The sequence below is a fragment of the Nonomuraea sp. 3N208 genome (assembly GCF_052245935.1).
GTDB lineage: Bacteria > Actinomycetota > Actinomycetes > Streptosporangiales > Streptosporangiaceae > Nonomuraea.
Genome location: NZ_JBQQBR010000038.1, coordinates 85,615 through 102,668 on the forward strand (window position 1 = coordinate 85,615; position 17,054 = coordinate 102,668).

General features: G+C 69.3%; 19 protein-coding genes. 15 read left to right on the top strand and 4 right to left on the bottom strand.

Going from position 1 to position 17,054, the window contains the following annotated elements; translation table 11 throughout:
* Positions 1–86: 86 nt before the first annotated feature.
* The 9 genes from ACTWPT_RS43745 to ACTWPT_RS43785 all read left to right on the top strand — a co-directional run bounded on the left by ACTWPT_RS43745 (position 87) and on the right by ACTWPT_RS43785 (position 7,256).
* Positions 87–1,250, top strand: coding sequence for an acetoin utilization protein AcuC (locus ACTWPT_RS43745; RefSeq protein WP_443183440.1), 1,164 nt, complete (start codon positions 87–89; stop codon positions 1,248–1,250).
* 12 nt (positions 1,251–1,262) lie between these two features.
* Positions 1,263–2,045, top strand: coding sequence for a phosphatase (locus ACTWPT_RS43750; protein ID WP_443183441.1), 783 nt, complete (start codon positions 1,263–1,265; stop codon positions 2,043–2,045).
* Between the two features lie 313 nt (positions 2,046–2,358).
* Positions 2,359–2,562 (top strand): helix-turn-helix domain-containing protein, encoded by a 204-nt coding sequence (locus ACTWPT_RS43755; protein ID WP_026214222.1) that lies wholly within the window; start codon positions 2,359–2,361, stop codon positions 2,560–2,562.
* Between the two features lie 177 nt (positions 2,563–2,739).
* Positions 2,740–2,838, top strand: coding sequence for a 30S ribosomal protein bS22 (locus ACTWPT_RS43760; protein WP_018654693.1), 99 nt, complete (start codon positions 2,740–2,742; stop codon positions 2,836–2,838).
* Positions 2,839–2,860: 22 nt separating this feature from the next.
* A complete protein-coding gene (locus ACTWPT_RS43765; RefSeq protein ID WP_443183442.1) occupies positions 2,861–3,856 on the top strand; it encodes an NAD-dependent epimerase/dehydratase family protein in 996 nt (331 codons plus the stop codon).
* Positions 3,853–4,761, top strand: a complete 909-nt coding sequence (locus ACTWPT_RS43770) for a lysophospholipid acyltransferase family protein (RefSeq protein ID WP_443183443.1) — start codon at positions 3,853–3,855, stop codon at positions 4,759–4,761. The genes ACTWPT_RS43765 and ACTWPT_RS43770 overlap by 4 nt, the downstream gene beginning before the upstream one ends.
* Before the next feature lie 70 nt (positions 4,762–4,831).
* The gene (locus tag ACTWPT_RS43775; protein WP_443183444.1) at positions 4,832–5,617 is read left to right on the top strand and encodes an SDR family NAD(P)-dependent oxidoreductase; all 786 of its coding nucleotides are present in this window, start codon (positions 4,832–4,834) and stop codon (positions 5,615–5,617) included.
* Between the two features lie 59 nt (positions 5,618–5,676).
* Entirely contained in the window at positions 5,677–6,255 is a 579-nt protein-coding gene (locus tag ACTWPT_RS43780; RefSeq protein ID WP_443183445.1) for an RNA polymerase sigma factor, read from the top strand.
* Entirely contained in the window at positions 6,255–7,256 is a 1,002-nt protein-coding gene (locus tag ACTWPT_RS43785; protein ID WP_443183446.1) for an LCP family protein, read from the top strand. Before ACTWPT_RS43780 ends, ACTWPT_RS43785 begins: the two co-directional genes overlap by 1 nt.
* A gap of 60 nt (positions 7,257–7,316) precedes the next feature.
* Here ACTWPT_RS43785 and ACTWPT_RS43790 read toward each other — a convergent pair whose 3' ends face one another.
* The 3 genes from ACTWPT_RS43790 to ACTWPT_RS43800 are packed head-to-tail and all read right to left on the bottom strand — an operon-like array spanning position 7,317 to position 9,556.
* Positions 7,317–8,192 (bottom strand): HAD family hydrolase, encoded by an 876-nt coding sequence (locus ACTWPT_RS43790; RefSeq protein WP_443183447.1) that lies wholly within the window; start codon positions 8,190–8,192, stop codon positions 7,317–7,319.
* Positions 8,193–8,210: 18 nt separating this feature from the next.
* Positions 8,211–8,849: a DUF5667 domain-containing protein gene (locus tag ACTWPT_RS43795; protein ID WP_443183448.1), complete on the bottom strand. Its 639-nt coding sequence runs from the start codon at positions 8,847–8,849 to the stop codon at positions 8,211–8,213.
* A gap of 53 nt (positions 8,850–8,902) precedes the next feature.
* On the bottom strand, positions 8,903–9,556 hold the full coding sequence (locus tag ACTWPT_RS43800; protein WP_443183449.1) for a sigma-70 family RNA polymerase sigma factor: 654 nt from the start codon (positions 9,554–9,556) through the stop codon (positions 8,903–8,905).
* A 226-nt stretch (positions 9,557–9,782) separates the two neighbouring features.
* On the opposite strand from ACTWPT_RS43800, the gene ACTWPT_RS43805 reads away from it, so the two are divergent.
* On the top strand, positions 9,783–11,261 hold the full coding sequence (locus tag ACTWPT_RS43805; RefSeq protein ID WP_443183450.1) for a putative quinol monooxygenase: 1,479 nt from the start codon (positions 9,783–9,785) through the stop codon (positions 11,259–11,261).
* A gap of 4 nt (positions 11,262–11,265) precedes the next feature.
* Here the strand turns inward: ACTWPT_RS43805 and ACTWPT_RS43810 are convergent, their stop codons facing one another.
* Positions 11,266–11,502, bottom strand: coding sequence for a glutaredoxin family protein (locus tag ACTWPT_RS43810; protein WP_443183451.1), 237 nt, complete (start codon positions 11,500–11,502; stop codon positions 11,266–11,268).
* A gap of 114 nt (positions 11,503–11,616) precedes the next feature.
* Here ACTWPT_RS43810 and ACTWPT_RS43815 point away from each other — a divergent pair, with 114 nt between their 5' ends.
* The 5 genes from ACTWPT_RS43815 to hemB are packed head-to-tail and all read left to right on the top strand — an operon-like array spanning position 11,617 to position 16,964.
* Positions 11,617–12,294 (top strand): redox-sensing transcriptional repressor Rex, encoded by a 678-nt coding sequence (locus ACTWPT_RS43815; RefSeq protein WP_443183452.1) that lies wholly within the window; start codon positions 11,617–11,619, stop codon positions 12,292–12,294.
* Entirely contained in the window at positions 12,291–13,547 is a 1,257-nt protein-coding gene (locus ACTWPT_RS43820; protein WP_443183453.1) for a glutamyl-tRNA reductase, read from the top strand. Before ACTWPT_RS43815 ends, ACTWPT_RS43820 begins: the two co-directional genes overlap by 4 nt.
* 23 nt (positions 13,548–13,570) lie before the next feature.
* Entirely contained in the window at positions 13,571–14,443 is an 873-nt protein-coding gene (gene hemC / locus ACTWPT_RS43825; RefSeq protein ID WP_443183454.1) for a hydroxymethylbilane synthase, read from the top strand.
* A complete protein-coding gene (locus ACTWPT_RS43830) occupies positions 14,440–15,984 on the top strand; it encodes a uroporphyrinogen-III synthase (protein ID WP_443183455.1) in 1,545 nt (514 codons plus the stop codon). Before hemC ends, ACTWPT_RS43830 begins: the two co-directional genes overlap by 4 nt.
* Complete coding sequence (gene hemB, locus ACTWPT_RS43835; RefSeq protein WP_443183456.1) at positions 15,981–16,964, top strand: porphobilinogen synthase; 984 nt, start codon at positions 15,981–15,983, stop codon at positions 16,962–16,964. The genes ACTWPT_RS43830 and hemB overlap by 4 nt, the downstream gene beginning before the upstream one ends.
* The last annotated feature ends 90 nt before the right edge of the window (positions 16,965–17,054 follow it).

A 17,054-nucleotide genomic window follows, 5' to 3' on the forward strand; every position in this document is an offset into this window, starting at 1 on the left:
AGACCCTAATTCACCCGGGCTACAACGAGCCGTCTGCGCTGCGGTAACGTCGGCGAAAAGCTGAAGCAGCACGTGGAGGGTTGGGCATGAGCCGGTCGGCACGGGTGATCTGGGACGACGCTCTCACCTCCTACAACTTCGGCCCCAGCCATCCGCTCGCCCCCGTGCGCGTGGAGCTCACCATGGCGCTCGCCCGCTCGCTCGGTGTCCTGGACAAGGTCGAGATGGCGGGCTGCGCTCCCGCGAGCGACGACGAGCTGTCCATGGTTCACGATCGCGGCTACATCGAGTCCGTCAAGCGCGTGTCCGCCTCGGGCGTGCCCGATCTCGGCTGCGGGCTCGGCACGCCCGACAACCCCGCGTTCGCGGGCGTGCACGAGGCCTCCGCACTGATCGCCGGCGCCTCCCTGGCCGCCGCCCGCTCGGTCTGGGAGGGCGCGGCGGAGCACGCCGTCAACATCGCCGGCGGGCTGCACCACGCCATGCCGGCCGTGGCCAGCGGCTTCTGCGTCTACAACGACCCCGCGCTGGCCATCGCGTGGTTGCTGGCCCAGGGGGTGGGCAAGATCGCGTACGTGGACGTGGACGTCCACCATGGCGACGGCGTGCAGGCGATGTTCTACGACGACCCGCGGGTCCTGACGATCAGCCTGCACGAGAGCCCGCGCACGTTGTTCCCCGGCACCGGGTTCCCCGAAGAGACCGGCGCCGACGGCACGGCCGTCAACGTGGCGCTGCCCGCGGGGTGCGGCGACGCCGGCTGGCTGCGCGCCTTTCACGCCGTGGTGCCGCCGCTGCTGCACGAGTTCAAGCCCGACATCCTGGTGACCCAGCACGGCTGCGACAGCCACGCGCTCGACCCGCTCGCCAACCTGATGCTGAGCGTGGACGGCCAGCGAGCCGCGTACGCCGCCCTGCACCGCCTGGCCCACGAGACGGCCGGCGGGCTGTGGATCGCCACAGGAGGCGGCGGATACGAGCTGGTCCAGGTCGTGCCGCGGGCGTGGACGCATCTCATCGCCGAGCTCGCCGGGCACCCCCTCGATCCGGCCACGCCGACCAGCGAGGAGTGGCGCAGGTTCGTCAGGGAGCGTACGGGCGAGACCCCGCCGTTGACCATGACAGATGGTCGAAACCCGGAATTTCACGACCTATCTGGTGGTTATGACCCAGCGGACCCCATTGACCGTGCGGTCATGGCGACGCGAAACGCGGTGTTCCCCCTGCACGGCCTCGACCCGATCCCCTAGCGAGGAAAAGCTGTGCTGAGCCGCGACCAACTCCGCGAGCACCTCGTCCAAAGCCGCATCGCCGGCGACGTCGCGACCCCCCGCGAGAACAACCTCGACCACTACAGCTCGCTGGCCAACGGCGACGACTACTACCGGCTGGGCCTGACGTTCGACCAGCCGTGGTCCTACCGCGACATTCTGGCGCTCATGGCCAAGTCCGCCGGCGTGGTCGCCGACCCTGGGCACCGCTGGGGCCAGGACACCATCGATCCCGACCTGACGATCGACGCGATCGACGCCATGGCCGAGCGGATCGCGGCGGTGTTGTCGCGGCCGAGCCCGCGCGTGCTCTTCGCCACCGGACACCCGACCGGGTTGCTCGCCATCCACCTGCCGCTGGCCGCGTTGTGCGCCGGGCGCGGCGCGGTGCTGCTGACGCCGGCAGAAGGATGGGCGTACGCCGGGTCGGCCTTCGGCCGCCCTCGCCGCATCCGCTACCTGCAGGATGTCGCGATGCTCGACGACAAGGGCGGCTTCGTGCACTCCCACGACGCCGCGCCGATGCGGCACATGATCGGCGAGCTCGACGGGGAGTTGCCGGACCTGGTGATCGCCGACCACGGCTGGGCGGGCGCGGCCGGTGAGGCGGGCGTGCCGACGGTGGCGTTCGCCGACTCCAACGACCCCGGACTGTTCGTCGGGGAGGCGGAAGGCAAGATTGACGTGGTCGTGCCACTTGATGACAATGTGCTACCGCGATATTACGCTCCGCTGACCGACAGACTGGTCACTCAGGTCTCACGAGCCCTTTGAGACGAATTCGGCCCTCCCGATACCGTCTTTTCGCGCCTGCATTCCAAGAGGCTCGCTGTCCCTTTGCCAACTTTTGATGAGGCTCCGGCGACTCTTATGTGTGGCAACTTGGACAGTTCCAACGTCCGAGTCAGGTGCTCGGCTCGGGTGCTGGCCAGCGTTTTTGCTGGTTCGGCTGACAGGTGGCTCCGCCCAGAGAGAAAATAGGGGGTTTGCCGACTCGGAGTCCCGACTTACGCTGACGGCAGTACACGTGCGTGAGCAATGGCACCAGTGGGGATAACCCGGAAACCACGTGCGGAAGAGGCGTCCGATGGGTGCAGGCGAGAGACCTCTCAGTGAGGTTAAGTTCCTGACCGTCGCAGAAGTGGCGACGGTCATGAGGGTGTCCAAGATGACGGTGTACCGGCTCGTACACTCCGGCGAGCTCCCGGCCATCAGGGTAGGCCGGTCGTTCAGAGTGCCCGAGCAGGCGGTACACGACTATCTACGGGAGGCCTACATCGAGGCAGGTTGACGTAGCGACGTGAATGGTCACGCCGTGAGTGCTGTCGCGGGAGAGGCCCGGCCGCGGCGAGAGACACGACCGGGCTCTCACCCCCCCGAGGGGCGATCTACCGTGGATCGCCGGTAGTCTGTGAGCCGGTGTGCGCTCGCACTCCGATCAGACTTGCTACCAGCACCTGGGGGTCCCGTGGGCTCTGTTATCAAGAAGCGCCGCAAGCGGATGGCCAAGAAGAAGCACCGCAAGCTGCTCAAGAAGACGCGCATCCAGCGGCGTAACAAGAAGTAACGAACGCAGCTGCGAGGCGCTGATGACCCACACCGTGCTCGTCACCGGGGTCTCGCGCCACATCGGCGCCCGGGTGGCGAGCGTTCTGGCAGCGGACCCGGACATCAGCCGTGTCATAGGAGTCGACACCGTGCCGCCCCCCTCGTTGACGCGGGACGGCGGCATCTCCCTCGGCCGGACGGAGTTCGTCCGGGTCGATCTGCGTAGCCCCGACATCGCTCAGGTGATCGCGGCCGCGGACATCGACACCGTTGTGCACATGAGCCTGGTCAGCGCTCCCTCGCGGAGCGGAGACAGGGCTGCCATGAAAGAGCACAACGTCATCGGCACCATGCAGCTGCTCGGCGCCTGCCAGCGGTCGGCGACCGTGCGGAAAGTGGTGGTCCGCTCCACCACTGCCGTCTACGGCTCGTCGCCGCGGGATCCGGCGGTGTTCACGGAGGACCTGGAGCCGCACGACGGCCCCAGCCACGGCTACGCCAAAGACGCTGCCGAAGTCGAAGGCTACGTACGCGGTTTCGCCCGGCGCCGTCCCGACGTGACGGTGTCGCTGCTGCGCTTCGCCAACTTCATGGGTCCAGGCGTCGACTCGCCGCTGACGCGTTACTTCACCCAGCCGGTGTTGCCGACCGTGTTCGGCTTCGACCCGCGGCTGCAGTTCATCCACGAGGACGACGCGGTCGAGGTGCTGCACCGGATGGCGACCGAGGATCACCCCGGCACGTTCAACGTGGCCGGGGCCGGCGTGCTGCTGCTGTCGCAGTGCGCCAGGCGGGCGGGGCGGCTGTCGATGCCACTGCTCTCGCCCGCGTTCAAGCTGCTGGGCAACACCGCGCGCAGGGTCGGGCTGGTCGAATACTCGCCCGAGCAGCTCAGGCTGATGAGCTATGGCCGCGCCGTCGACACCTCCAGGCTGGAGGCCGAGCTCGGCTGGAAGCCCAAGTTCACGACCGGGGCGGCCTACGACGACTTCCTGCGTTCGCGTGGCCTGCACCCGTTCGGAGGTGTGCCGAGTTGAGCATTCCCAGCGAAGAGGGCGACGCCCGCGTGATCCCGATCAGCGCCGCGCCGTCCTTCGGGCAGCCGGATCCGGAGTCCCTGGCCAAGCTCCTGGCCTTCGTACGCAGGCGGGTCAGCGGCGACTACGAGGTCGACGAGTTCGGCTACGACGCCGAGCTGACCGACAAGGTCTTCCTCGAGCTGGTCCGGCCTCTCTACAACCACTGGTTCAGGGTCGAGACGGTCCAGCTCAAGAACGTGCCCGAGGAGGGCGGCGCGCTGATCGTCGCCAACCACTCCGGCACGCTGCCGCTCGACGCGCTGATGCTCCAGGTGGCCATGCACGACGACGTGGGCAGGCCGCTGCGGCTGCTCGGCGCCGATCTGGTCTACCAGCTGCCGATGCTCAGCCACGTGGCCCGCAAGACCGGCCACACGCTGGCCTGCCGCGAGGACGCCGACCGGCTGCTGCGCAAGGGCGAGCTGGTCGGGGTGTTCCCCGAGGGCTTCAAGGGGGTCGGCAAGCCGTTCTCCGAGCGCTACAAGCTGCAGCGGTTCGGCCGCGGCGGGTTCGTGGCGTCGGCCATCCGCGCCGGGGTGCCGATCATGCCCACCGCGATCGTGGGCGCCGAGGAGATCTACCCGAAGATCGGCGATCTGAAGTTCCTGGCCAGGACGCTCGGCCTGCCCTACCTGCCGATCACGCCGTTCTTCCCGCTGCTCGGGCTGCTCGGACTGGTTCCGCTGCCGTCCAAGTGGATGATCGAGTTCGGCGAGCCGATCCGCACCGACGAATACGAGCCGTCGGCGGCCGATGATCCGATGCTGGTGTTCAACATCACCGACCACGTACGCGAGGTGATCCAGCAGATGCTCAACGAGCTGCGGCTGCGCAGGGGCCACGCCTTCCCGCCGTTCTTGTAGCCCCTGCAACCCGTGGGGTGTCCGCGGTGTTCCTTCGAGCGATTTGCCGTGACATCGAAGGGACAACCCCATGGATCTGGAGCTTTCCGGCCGCGTCGCCGTCGTCACCGGTGCGTCCAAGGGCATCGGCCTCGCCGTCGCCCGCACCCTGGCCGACGAGGGCGCGCACGTGGTCGCCGCCTCCCGTACGCCGGTCGACGCCAAAGCGACGCACGTCGCGGTCGACCTCATGGACCCGCAGGCACCGGCGCGGGTCATCGCGCGAGCGGTGGAGGAGTTCGGGGCCGTGGACATCCTCGTCAACAACGCCGGCGGGCCGCCGCCCGGGGTGACGTTGCCGCGGGTCGGGTTCATGACGCCGGGAGACGCGGACTGGCAGGCGATGTTCGAGTTCAACCTGTTCTCGGCCGTACGCATGATTCGCGCCGCCGTGCCCGTCATGATCGAGCGGGGCGGAGGCTCGATCATCAACATCTCCAGCGGCTCGGCTCGGCAGCCCGGGGCCATGAACGTCGACTACGGCGCGGCCAAGGCGGCGCTCAACCACATCGGCAAGGCCGTGTCGGAGGAGTTCGGCGCGCAGGGCATCCGGGTCAACACGATCGCGCCGGGGCCGGTGCTCACCGACTGGTGGACCAAGGACGGCGGGGCCGCCGAGGTCATCGGGGGCATGGCCGGGGTCTCCAAAGAGGACGTAGTCGCCCGGGTCGCCCCTGACATGATGAAACTGGTCACCGGGCGTCTGGTGCATCCGCAGGAGATCGCGGACATGGTCGCCCTGCTGGCCTCGCCCCGCTCGGCCAGCACGACCGGCGCCGAGTTCGCCGTCGACGGAGGCTTCTTGAAGGAGCTGTGAACCCTTGTGGCGGGTTGTGGCAAGACATCGGTGACCCATCCCCCTACAGAAGGGCGGAGATGATCCTGCAACCCGCCACCCGGGGTGCGGACTCGGAGCTCGTATGCGCCTCGTGGACCGATCCCGAGATGTTCGCTGAGTTATTCGACCGCTACTCCGCCATGCTCTACCGGTACGTCTCCAAACGGCTCGGCCCGGAGCCCGCGGAAGACCTCGTCGGCGAGACGTTCCTGGTCGCCTTCTCCCGCAGGGAGAGCTATGACCTGGCGTACGAGGACGCCCGGCCGTGGCTCTTCGGCATCCTCACCAAGCTCATCTCCCGGCACCACCGCAAGGAGGCCACCCGCTACCGCGCCCTCCTGCGTGCCCCTGTCGACTCCGACATCGAGTCGCCCGCCGATCGGGTGGCCGCCGGTGTGACCGCACAGGCCGTACGCGCCGAGCTGGCGGGCGCCCTGGCCGCCCTGCCCGCCAAGGACCGCGACGTCCTGCTGCTGATCGCCTGGGGCGATCTCACGTATGAGGAGGTCGCGCAGGCGCTCGGCATCCCCATCGGAACCGTGCGCTCCCGCCTCAACAGGGGCAGGCGGAAGGTACGTGCCGCGCTCGGCGACGCCAACCCCATGGAGGAGGAGTGATGGACGACCTGAAGCTGCTCCGCGACCTCGGCGGGGAACTGGAGCACGAACCGCCCGCGACGCTCGTCCGCCAGCGGGACCGCCTGCTGCGGGCCCGGCCGCGGCGCCGGTGGGCCGGCTGGTGGACCGCCGGGCTCGTAGCCGCCGCCACGGCCGCTGCGGTCGCCGTGCCCACCGTGCTGATCGCCGACCGGCACACCGCAGCGCCTCCTGCCGGGTCGCAGGCCGTGGACATGAGCGGCACGCGTAACGTGCTGGTGATCGGGTCGGACACGCGGGAGGGTGAAGGCAACGCTCCATATGGCCCGCAGTCCACCGGAGCCGGGAAACGGTCCGACACCATCATGATCATTCACGTGCCCGCCGACCGGGGCAGGGCCACGACTGTCAGCGTGCCACGCGACTCGATAGTGGCGATTCCGGCCTGTTCGGGACTGCCGGCGCGGACGGACATGATCAATTCGGTGTACAACAAGGGTGGGGCCGCCTGCCTGCGCACGACGCTGGAGAAGCTGACCGGGCTGTCCATCCAGCACACGGTGGAGGTGGACTTCGCGGGCTTCAAGGGCATGGTGGACGCGCTCGGGGGAGTGGAGGTCACCGTGACCCGGGCCGTGGACGATCGCAAGTCGAAGCTGAAGCTGCCGGCCGGCAAGGTCATGCTGAACGGGGAGACGGCGCTTGGCTACGCGCGGCTGCGGTATGTCGGCGATCGATCGGACGTCGGGCGGATCAAGCGCCAGCAGCAGCTCGTGCTTGCGATGTTGAAGAAGGCCACGGGGACCTTCACGGACGCCGGCCGGCTCAAGGCCTTCCTCGGTGAGGTGCGTAAGACGGTCAAGACCGATCTGAGCTTGGAGGCGATGTTCGAGCTGGCGGGCGAGCTGTCGAAGACCAAGATGGATGTGGTGACGATCCCGTGGGAGCCGTACACGCGCGACGAACACCGCCTCCAGTGGAAGCAGCCGGAGGCCGGTGAGCTGTTCAAGTCGCTGAAGTGACGCGACCCGCCAGCCGCCAAACGGAGGCCGCGGCGGGCGGGCCGGTTGGTGCGGGGAGGCTCAGCGCTGGGTGCGGTAGTGGCGGCGGAGTGCGATGGCGGCGGCGACGCCGCCGGCTACGGCGCCCACGCCGGCCGCGATGGGCAGGGCCGTGAGAGTCGCCTTGCGCCCGGTACGGAAGTCCTTGATGGGCCAGTCGTGCGCCCTGGCGTGCTCGCGCAGCTCGCTGTCCGGGTTGATGGCCACCGCCTGGCCGACCAGCGACAGCATCGGCAGGTCGTTGGCCGAGTCGCTGTAGGCGGTGCAGCGGGTCAGATCGAGGCCCTCGCGGCGGGCCAGCGCCCGGACCGCCTCGGCCTTCGCCGGCCCGTGGAGGAGGTCGCCCACCAGCCGGCCGGTGTAGATGCCGTTGCTGGTCTCGGCCACCGTCCCGAGTGCGCCCGTCAGGCCGAGGCGCTGCGCGATGACCCTGGCCAGCTCCACGGGCGTGGCGGTGACCAGCCAGACCCGCTGGCCGGCGTCGAGGTGAGCCTGGGCGAGCGCACGGGTGCCGCCCCAGATGCGGTCGGCCATGACCTCGTCGTAGATCTCCTCGCCGAGGCGTACGACGTCGTCGACCTTGGCGCCGGCCACGAACGCCAGCGCGGTCTCCCGCGCCACCGCGATGTGCTCGGGGTTCTCGTTGCCGCGCAACCGGAACACCGCCTGCCCCACGGCGAACTTGAACAGGTCCGACGTGGTGAACATGCCGCGTGTGGCCAGCCCTCTGGCGAAGTGGTAGATGGAGGCGCCGCGCATCATCGTGTTGTCGACGTCGAAGAACGCCGCAGCCTGGAGGTCCGGCTCGACCGGGGCGACGGTGATCGCCGCCTGCGCCGCGGCCTCACCGGCGGCCTCGGGCTCCACCTCATGTCGTCGTCGGATTAGCCGCCACATGAGCGTCAGCTTACTAAGCTACTGCGGCGCGGCCAGACCTTCGATGTAGTGCAAATAGCCCTCCGCCTGGGCCTGCTGATCCTCGCTGAGCTGCGGAAGCATCGGCCCGACGACCTCCTTCTGGTCCCGCGCGAATTTCTCGATCTTAGATGAGCGCGGCTCGGCCCGTTCCAGCCTGCTGATGCCCGACCGCGTGGACTTCTCCATCTCCGTGAGCGTCTCGCCGACCAGCGAGCCGTCGGACGAGCCGAGCAGGGTGGCGACCTCCTTGGCGCGGGTCTTGGCCGAGTCCAGCTCCCGCTCGCCGCGTTCGGCGTCGTCGGCGCTGAGGCGTACGAGCGTGCTCTCGGCGGCACGCTTGAGCGGGTAGAGGGAGTCACCCGGCACCGCCTGATAGGTGGCGAACGCCGAGATCATCATGGCCGCCGCCAGCCCGAACGTGGCCAGATGGGACAGCAGGGGCCGCCTGCGTGCCGGGCGGCGGCGCGCGTGCTTGGGCGCTGCGGGACGCGCCCGCTCCGCGGCCAGGGCGGCCGAGAGCAGCTCCGCGCGCAGCCGGGCGCGGAAGGACGGCTCCGGCGCGCCGCCGATGGGCAGCCGTCGGAGCTCCGTGAGGTGCGCGAGCACGCGTTCCCGCCGTCTGCGCGCCCTACCCATGGCAGCTCCCGTATGGCCGTGACACCTGCCTAACGAGGGGTGGATGGGGGAGGTTACGCCAGGTCGTGCTTGAGTGCCCGGGCGAGCGCGCGTACGGCACGGAACTGCAGCGCTTTGATCGCTCCACTCTTCTTCCCCATGATCAGCGCGGTTTCCGCGAGCGAGAGGCCGTGCAGGAAACGCAGGACCACGCATTCCTGCTGCTCAGGATTGAGATCTCGGACGGCACGCAGCATCCGGTCGTTGATGATGGCCGTGACCACGGCGTTCTCCGGAATGTGCGAGCCGTCGAGCGGAACGTCGATGATCTCCCCGGTGGGTATCTCGAGCCGGTACCGCCCCGATTTGAAGTGATCGGCCACCAGGTTTCTGGCGATGGTCACGAGCCAAGCGCCGAAGTCCCGGCCCTGCCAGGTGAAGTCGGCGATCCTGCGCAGCGCCCGCAGGAAGGTCTCGCTGGTCAGGTCCTCGGCGAGCTGGTGCGAGCCGACCCGGAAGTAGATGTAGCGGTAAACCAGGTCCACGTAGCGGTCGTAGAGCGTGCCAAAAGACTCCGTGCATCCTTCCTTGGCATGCATCACGAGCGTGCGTACGTCGTCGGGCGCTGCCGCGCTGGACTCCTCTGGGCGCACGCCGAGCTCGCCCGTCGGGGCAGGTCCAGCGACCGCTGGCGCGAGCAGCCCGGCGAACGGCGGCGAGTCAGGCATCCGGTATCCCTAGGGGTAAGGGGTGCGGCGTGCTCGAACACTCTAGAAATCAACCGGAAATTCCACAATCCGCTGAGTGTGTGCATGACTACGTGTAATCGGCGGATACCGTGTAGGCGCGCAGTCCCCTACCTGCGGTGAACCGTTCAACTCGGCTCACGTCGTTGTACCCGTTCCGTCATCGGCTACCGGCTGGGAGGCATCCTCCGGCAGCATTGGAGTCACCATGGAGATCCTCGTTGCTGTCATAGGACTTGCCGGTGCGCTCCTCGCCGCCTTCGCGGCCGGGGCGTTGATCAGACGGCTGCGCGACGAGCCCGAGGGGTGGTTGATCGCTTGGACCGTCGCGGCCGTGGCACTGTGCTTGTCACTGGGCGTGATCGCGGTCGGCTACCTCATGGGGTTCGGGTCGGTCACGTTCCGGCTCTATCAGGTGACGGGATCGCTGCTGGCGCCGCTCTGGCTGGCCGTCGGCATGATCCAGCTGCTGGCCGAGCGGGTGCCGCCGCGATTCCTCGCGTGGTTGATGGGCATCGCTCTGACCGTCGTCGCGGGCACGATCATGATCATCGACCCGCTGAAATCGACCGAGATGGGCAAGTCGCTGCCCGCCAGCTCGAGCTTCTGGAATCTCGTCCCAGGCTTCCTGCTCATCGGCGTGCACGCGATCTCGGTGCTGGTCATGCTGGCCATGCTCGTGGTCGCGGCGCTCAAATGGCGCAGCGGCGACGAGTACGACACCGACAACCTGCACGCATCCCTGGTCATCGTCCCGTCGGGGATCGCGCTCGTCGGCGCGATGAGGTTCACGGTGCCGCCGCTGTTCACCACGGTGCTGCTGGCCGTGGCCGGGGCGGCGATCTGGTACACCGTGCTGCGGCCACTGGCGCCGTACGAGGACGAGGACGAGGACGAGTTCGACGACCAGCGAGGAGCCCCTGTGACGCAGGAATCGCCGATGCTGGCGGGCGACCGCTCCCAGCGGGGGCGAAGGGCCATGCCTGAGCCCGTGCCGGCCGCGGACCTGCCGCCGGGCCCGCCACGCAGGCCGACCGGGCTGGGCGATCTGGTGGCCGAATACCGGGCGGGGGACCAGCAGGTCGACTACGCGGCCCGCATGGTGCCGCCGGCCGGCTCCGGCCCGGCGACCGGTTACATCATGAACGGCGCCCCACCCCAGCCGGCCCCACCCCAGCAGGACCTGCCGCCCCAGCGCCCCGACTACGCGATGCCGCCCAGCCCGCCGCCGTCGGGCTACGCGATGCCGCCCAGCCCGCCGCCGTCGGGCCCGGCCACCGGGATGCTCTACACCGGCTCCGACCTGTTCTCGCCTGCCCAGCCCCAGCCCCAGCAGCAGCCCGGCTCCAACAAGCCGTCGCCGAACATCTACGGCATGCTCACCGTGTTCACGATCATGGAGGGCGCCGGAGAAGCGTTCGACCGGCTCGCCGAGTCGACCGTGGAGGCGGTGCGCCGCGGTGAGCCCGACACGCTCGTGTACGTCTGCCACGCCGTCAAGTCGGCGCCCCTGCAGCGCATCGTCTACGAGCTCTACCGCGACGAGGTGGCCTACCGGGACCACCAGCGCCAGCCGCACGTCGAGAGGTTCGTCAACGAGCGGCAGTCCATGGTGCTGGCCACCAACGTCATCGAGCTCAACGTCAACGCCGCGAAGGTGGTGCCCCTGCCGACGGCGATGTTCTGAGGACTCAGGCGCTGAGCGCGGCGCGCAGGCGGCCCTCGTCGACCCGCCAGAAGTCGTGCTGCACGCCGTCGATCAGCGTCACCGGGATCATCTCCCAGTACTTTTCCCTGAGCTCCTCGGAAGTCTCGATGCTCACTTCCTCCCAGGGCACGCCGAGCTCGCCCGCCACCCGGGCGATGACCTCGCGCGCGTCCGCACACAAGTGACAGCCGGGCTTCCCGATGAGCGTGATGCGGTGCATATGGCAACCGTACTCCGGTTACTTTGTGCATCGGTTCACAAAGGGATTAACCTGAAAGACGGTTCGATTCATTCACGCGGTCCCCAAGCCGCCCGTCCCCTGGAGCTCCCGCACGTGAAGAGCCCGTCCCAGCCCCGTGACCGCGGTATCCCCGAGGCGACAGTCGCCCGGCTCCCGCTGTACCTGCGGGCGTTGCACGGGATGGCCGAGCGGGGCATCGCCACCGTCAGCTCCGAGGATCTGGCCCTGGCCGCAGGGGTCAACTCCGCCAAGCTCCGCAAGGATCTGTCACATCTCGGCTCATACGGCACGCGGGGCGTAGGCTATGACGTGGAATACCTCGTCTACCAGATCTCCCGCGAGCTCGGGCTGACGCAGGACTGGGCGGTCGCGATCGTCGGAGTCGGTAACCTCGGCCGCGCGCTTGCCAACTACGGTGGTTTCGTCTCCAGAGGCTTCCGTGTGGCGGCGCTGGTCGACGCCGACCCCGAAGTCGTGGGCGACACCATCGCGGGGTTGAATGTGGAGCACATCGACGAACTGGAAGCCGTCGTGAAACGGCGAGGAGTCTCGATCGTGGTGCTGGCGACACCGGCGGAAGCGGCGCAGGAAGTCTGCGATCGCGTGATCGCCGTAGGCGTCACCAGCATCCTGAACTTCGCCCCAGTTGTGCTTTCCGTCCCGGATGGTGTCGATGTCCGTAAGGTCGACCTGTCAATCGAACTGCAGATTCTCGCGTTCCACGAGCAACGCAAGGCTGGGGGGCCACTCATGGCGGTGGACAGTCAATGAGTGTTCTGGCGATCGGACTCAGCCACCGGACCTCTCCGGTGGCCCTTCTCGAGCGCGTGTCGATGACGGGCGACGCGCTCGTCAAGCTCCTGCACGACCTGCAGGAGGACCCCTACGTGGCCGAGGCCATGGTGGTCTCGACCTGCAACAGGGTTGAGATCTACGTCACCGTCGACCGCTTCCACGCCGCCGTCACCGCCGTCACCGGCCTGCTTGGTCGGCACTCGGGCGTCCCGGTCGCGGAGCTGACGCCGCACCTCTACGTGCATTACGAGGAGCAGGCGGTCGAGCACCTGTTCTCCGTCGTGTGCGGGCTCGACTCCATGGTCGTCGGCGAAGGCCAGATCCTCGGCCAGGTCCGCCAGGCGCTCAAGCTGGCGCAGCGCCGGGGCACCGTGGGCGCCACCCTCAACGACCTGGTCCAGCAGGCGCTGCGGGTGGGCAAGCGGGCGCACACCGACACCGGCATCGACCAGGCAGGCGCCTCCCTCGTATCGGCCGGCCTCGCGCTGGCGGGCGAGCTCGCCGGGCGGCGGGCGCTGGTGGTCGGCGCGGGCTCCATGAGCTCGCTGGCCGCCGTCACGCTCGCGCGCGCGGGCGTGACCGACATCGTGGTGGCCAACCGCACGTACGAGCGCGGCGCCCGGCTGGCCGAGAACGTCGGCGGGCGGGCGGTGGAGTTCGCCGCCGTGCGGCGAGAGCTGGCCGAGGCCGACATCGTGATCACGTGCACGGGCGCGGGCCGCCACATCATCACGCCGGGCATGCTGAGCCGGCCGGCGTTCCTGCTGGACCTGGCGCTGCCGCACGACATCGACCCGGCCGTCCGCGAGGTGCCCGGCGTCACGCTGGTCGACCTGGAGACGATCCAGGAGTCCGGCATCGGCTCGCGGGAGGACGACGCGGTCCCGTCCGTACGCGCCCTCGTCGCCGAAGAGCTGCGGGCCTACCTCGACGCGGAGCGGGCCGCCAAGGTCACCCCGACCGTGGTCGCGCTGCGGACCAAGGCCGCGGGCGTGGTCGAGTCCGAGCTGGGCCGCCTGCTGATGCGGGTGCCCGACCTCGACGAGCGGGCCAGGGACGAGGTGGCCATGACCGTGCAGCGGGTCGTGGACAAGTTGCTCCACGAGCCGACTGTGCGTGTCAAGCAGCTCGCCACCTGCCCCGGAGGCGATCATTATGCCGAGGCGCTGCGTGAGTTGTTCAATCTGGATCCGAAGATGCCCGAGGCCGTGAGGGAGGTGGAGCTGTGAGGTTGGGGACCCGCAGGAGCCTGATGGCCACCACACAGTCGCAGATGGTGGCGGACGCCTACACCGAGCGCACAGGGCGCTCGATCGAGCTGGTGGGCGTCACGACGTTCGGCGACGTCACGAAGGCCCACCTCGCCCAGCTCGGCGGCACCGGCGTGTTCGTCACGGCGCTGCGTGACAAGCTGCTCGAAGACGAGATCGACTTCGCCGTGCACTCGCTCAAGGACCTGCCGACCAAGCAGGACCCGCGCTTCACGCTGGCCGCGATCCCGGCCCGCCACGACCACCGCGACGCGCTGGTCGGCCCGCACAAGTTCGCCGACCTGGCGCCTGGTTCCAGGGTCGGCACCGGTTCGCCGCGCAGGATCGCCATGCTCAGCGCGCTCCGCCCTGACCTGGAGTACGTCCCGATCCGCGGCAACGCCGACACGCGCATCGGCAAAGTGGTCTCGGGCGAGCTGGACGCGGTCGTGCTGGCCTCCGCCGGCCTGACCAGGATCGGCCGCGGCGCGGACGTCGCGCAGATCTTCGAGATCGAGGAAGTGCTGCCCGCGCCCGGCCAGGGCGCGCTCGCCGTCGAGTGCCGCTCCGACCGTCCCGACCTGATCGAGTTCCTCAGCGTGCTCGACGACCCGCGCACCCGCTCCGCGGTGACCGCCGAGCGTGAGGTGCTGTCCGCCCTGGAGGCGGGCTGCGCGGCACCAGTGGGTGCTTTCGCGGTCGATGACGGGCACACTCTGAACTTGACCGCCACGGTCGTCGCTGTCGACGGCCGCGAGGCGGTCCGCAAGTCCGCCGCCGGCTCTCCTTCGGAGGCTGCAAACCTGGGCCGCCTCCTCGCGGCCGAGATGATCGCCGAAGGGGCCGACAGATTGATGGGGGAGCATTCCCATTGAGCTCCGATAGTCCAACCACCGGTTTCGTCGCGTTCGTGGGCGCGGGTCCCGGTGATCCCAATCTGCTCACGCTCCGCGCCGCCGAGCTGCTCGCCAAGGCCGACGCCGTGGTGCTCGGCGAGGAAGCGCACCGCCCGCTGCTGCGTCACTGCCGCGAAGGCGTTCACGTCGTCGATGACGACATCGTCAAGCACGCCAAGGGCGGGCAGGTCGTGGTACGCCTGTGTGCGGGCGACCCCATGCTGTTCTCCTCGATCACCGAGGAGGTCGCGGCCTGCGCCGCGGCGGAGGTGGACTTCGAGATCGTGCCCGGCGTGCCGCCCGCGACCGCGGTGCTCGCCTACGCGGGCATTCCGCCGGCGACGGCCGTGCCCGAGTTCCGGATCGTCGACGCCGCGCAGGAGCAGGACTGGGCGCAGCACGCCGCCTGCCGCGGCACGCTGGTCGTCTACAACGGCATCGCCGACGCCGTGGCCATCGGCAAGGCCCTCATCGCGGGTGGCAAGCCCGACACCACGCCGGTCGCGGTCAGCAGCGGCGGCACCACCACCGAGCAATACACCGTCGTGTCCTCGCTCGGCCGGCTCCAGGCCGACCTCAAGCACGCCGGGTTCACCGAGCCCGCGCTGATCGTGGTCGGGGAGGCCGTGGGGCTGCGGGACAAGCTGTCGTGGTTCGAGACCAAGCCGCTGTTCGGGTGGCGGGTGCTGGTGCCCCGCACCAAAGAGCAGTCGCGCAGCCTGTCCGAGCAGCTCGTCGCCTACGGCGCGGTGCCCGAGGAGGTGCCGACCATCTCGGTCGAGCCACCCCGCACGCCGCAGCAGATGGACCGGGCGATCAAGGGCCTGGTCACGGGCCGCTACGAGTGGGTGGCCTTCACCAGCGCCAACGCGGTCAAGGCGGTACGCGAGAAGTTCGAGGAGTACGGTCTCGACGCCCGCGCCTTCGCCGGGCTCAAGGTGGCGGCCGTGGGCGATGCCACCGCGCGGGCCCTGGTCGAGTTCGGGGTCAAGCCGGACCTGCTGCCGTCGGGCGAGCAGTCGTCCGAGGGGCTGGTGGCCGAGTGGCCGCCGTACGACTCGATGCTCGACCCGATCAACCGGGTGTTGCTGCCGCGGGCCGATATCTCGACCGACACGCTGGTGGCCGGGCTCACCGAGCTGGGCTGGGAGTGCGACGACGTCACCGCGTACCGGACCGTGCGGGCCGCGCCGCCGCCCGCGCCGATCCGTGAGGCGATCAAGGGCGGCGGGTTCGACGCTGTGCTCTTCACCTCGTCGTCCACCGTGCGCAACCTGGTAGGCATCGCGGGCAAGCCGCACAACGTCACCGTGATCGCGGTCATCGGGCCGCAGACGGCCAAGACCGCCGAGGAGTTCGGGCTCCGGGTCGACGTCATGTCCGACAAGCCATCCGCATCCGCCTTGGCGGCCGCGCTGGCCGAGTACGGAGCCAAGCAGCGCCAGGCGGCGTTGGCCGCGGGAGACACTCCGCGCAAGCCCTCGCAGAACCGGCGCGGCGCGAGAAGGAGACCGAGATGAGCGCGCGATACCCGGTAGCCCGGCCGCGTCGGCTGCGCCGCAGCCCCGCGTTGCGGCGGATGGTGGCGGGCACCCGGCTGCACGCCGCCGACCTCATCCTGCCCATGTTCGTCAAGGAGAGCATCACCGAGCCGCAGCCGGTGGCCTCCATGCCGGGCGTCGTGCAGCACACCCGCGACTCGCTGCGCAAGGCGGCGCACGAGGCGGCGGAGGCCGGCGTGGGCGGGCTGATATTGTTCGGCATCCCCGCGGTGAAGGACGCCCGTGGTTCGGCCGCCGACGACCCCGACGGCATCCTGCAGGTCGCGCTGCGCGAGGTGAACGCCGAGGTCGGCGACTCCATCGTGGTGATGGCCGACACGTGCCTCGACGAGTTCACCGACAACGGGCACTGCGGGATCCTCACCCCGTCCGGTGACGTGGACAACGACGCCACGCTGGAGCGGTACGCCTCGATCGCGGTGGCCCAGGCCGAGGCCGGGTCGCAGATGGTGGCACCGAGCGGGATGATGGACGGCCAGGTCGGGGCGATCCGGGCGGCGCTGGACGGTGCCGGTTACGGAAATATCCCGATTTTGGCTTATACCGCCAAGTATGCCTCTGCCTTCTATGGGCCGTTCCGCGACGCCGCCGAGTGCGCGCCGCAGTTCGGTGACCGCAGCACGCACCAGCAGGACCCCGCGGGGCCGCTGGAGGAGGCGCTGCGCGAGGTCAGGCTCGACCTCGCCGAGGGCGCCGACGCCGTCATGGTCAAGCCGGCGCTGGCCTACCTGGACATCATCGCCCGGTTCCGGGACGAGGTGGACGTGCCGGTGGCCGCCTATCAGGTGAGCGGCGAGTACGCCATGATCGAGGCCGCGGCGGCCAACGGCTGGGTGGACCGGGAACGGATGATCATGGAGTCGCTGGTCGCGATCAAGCGGGCCGGGGCCGACCTGATCTTGACGTACTGGGCCACCGAAGTGGCACGGCGCATCTGATTGGCGAGCTTCCGCTCGCGTACCTCGATGGATGTCCTCGCTTCGCTGCGGATCCATCGAGGTCTAACCAAGGGGTTTCCCGTCAACTCC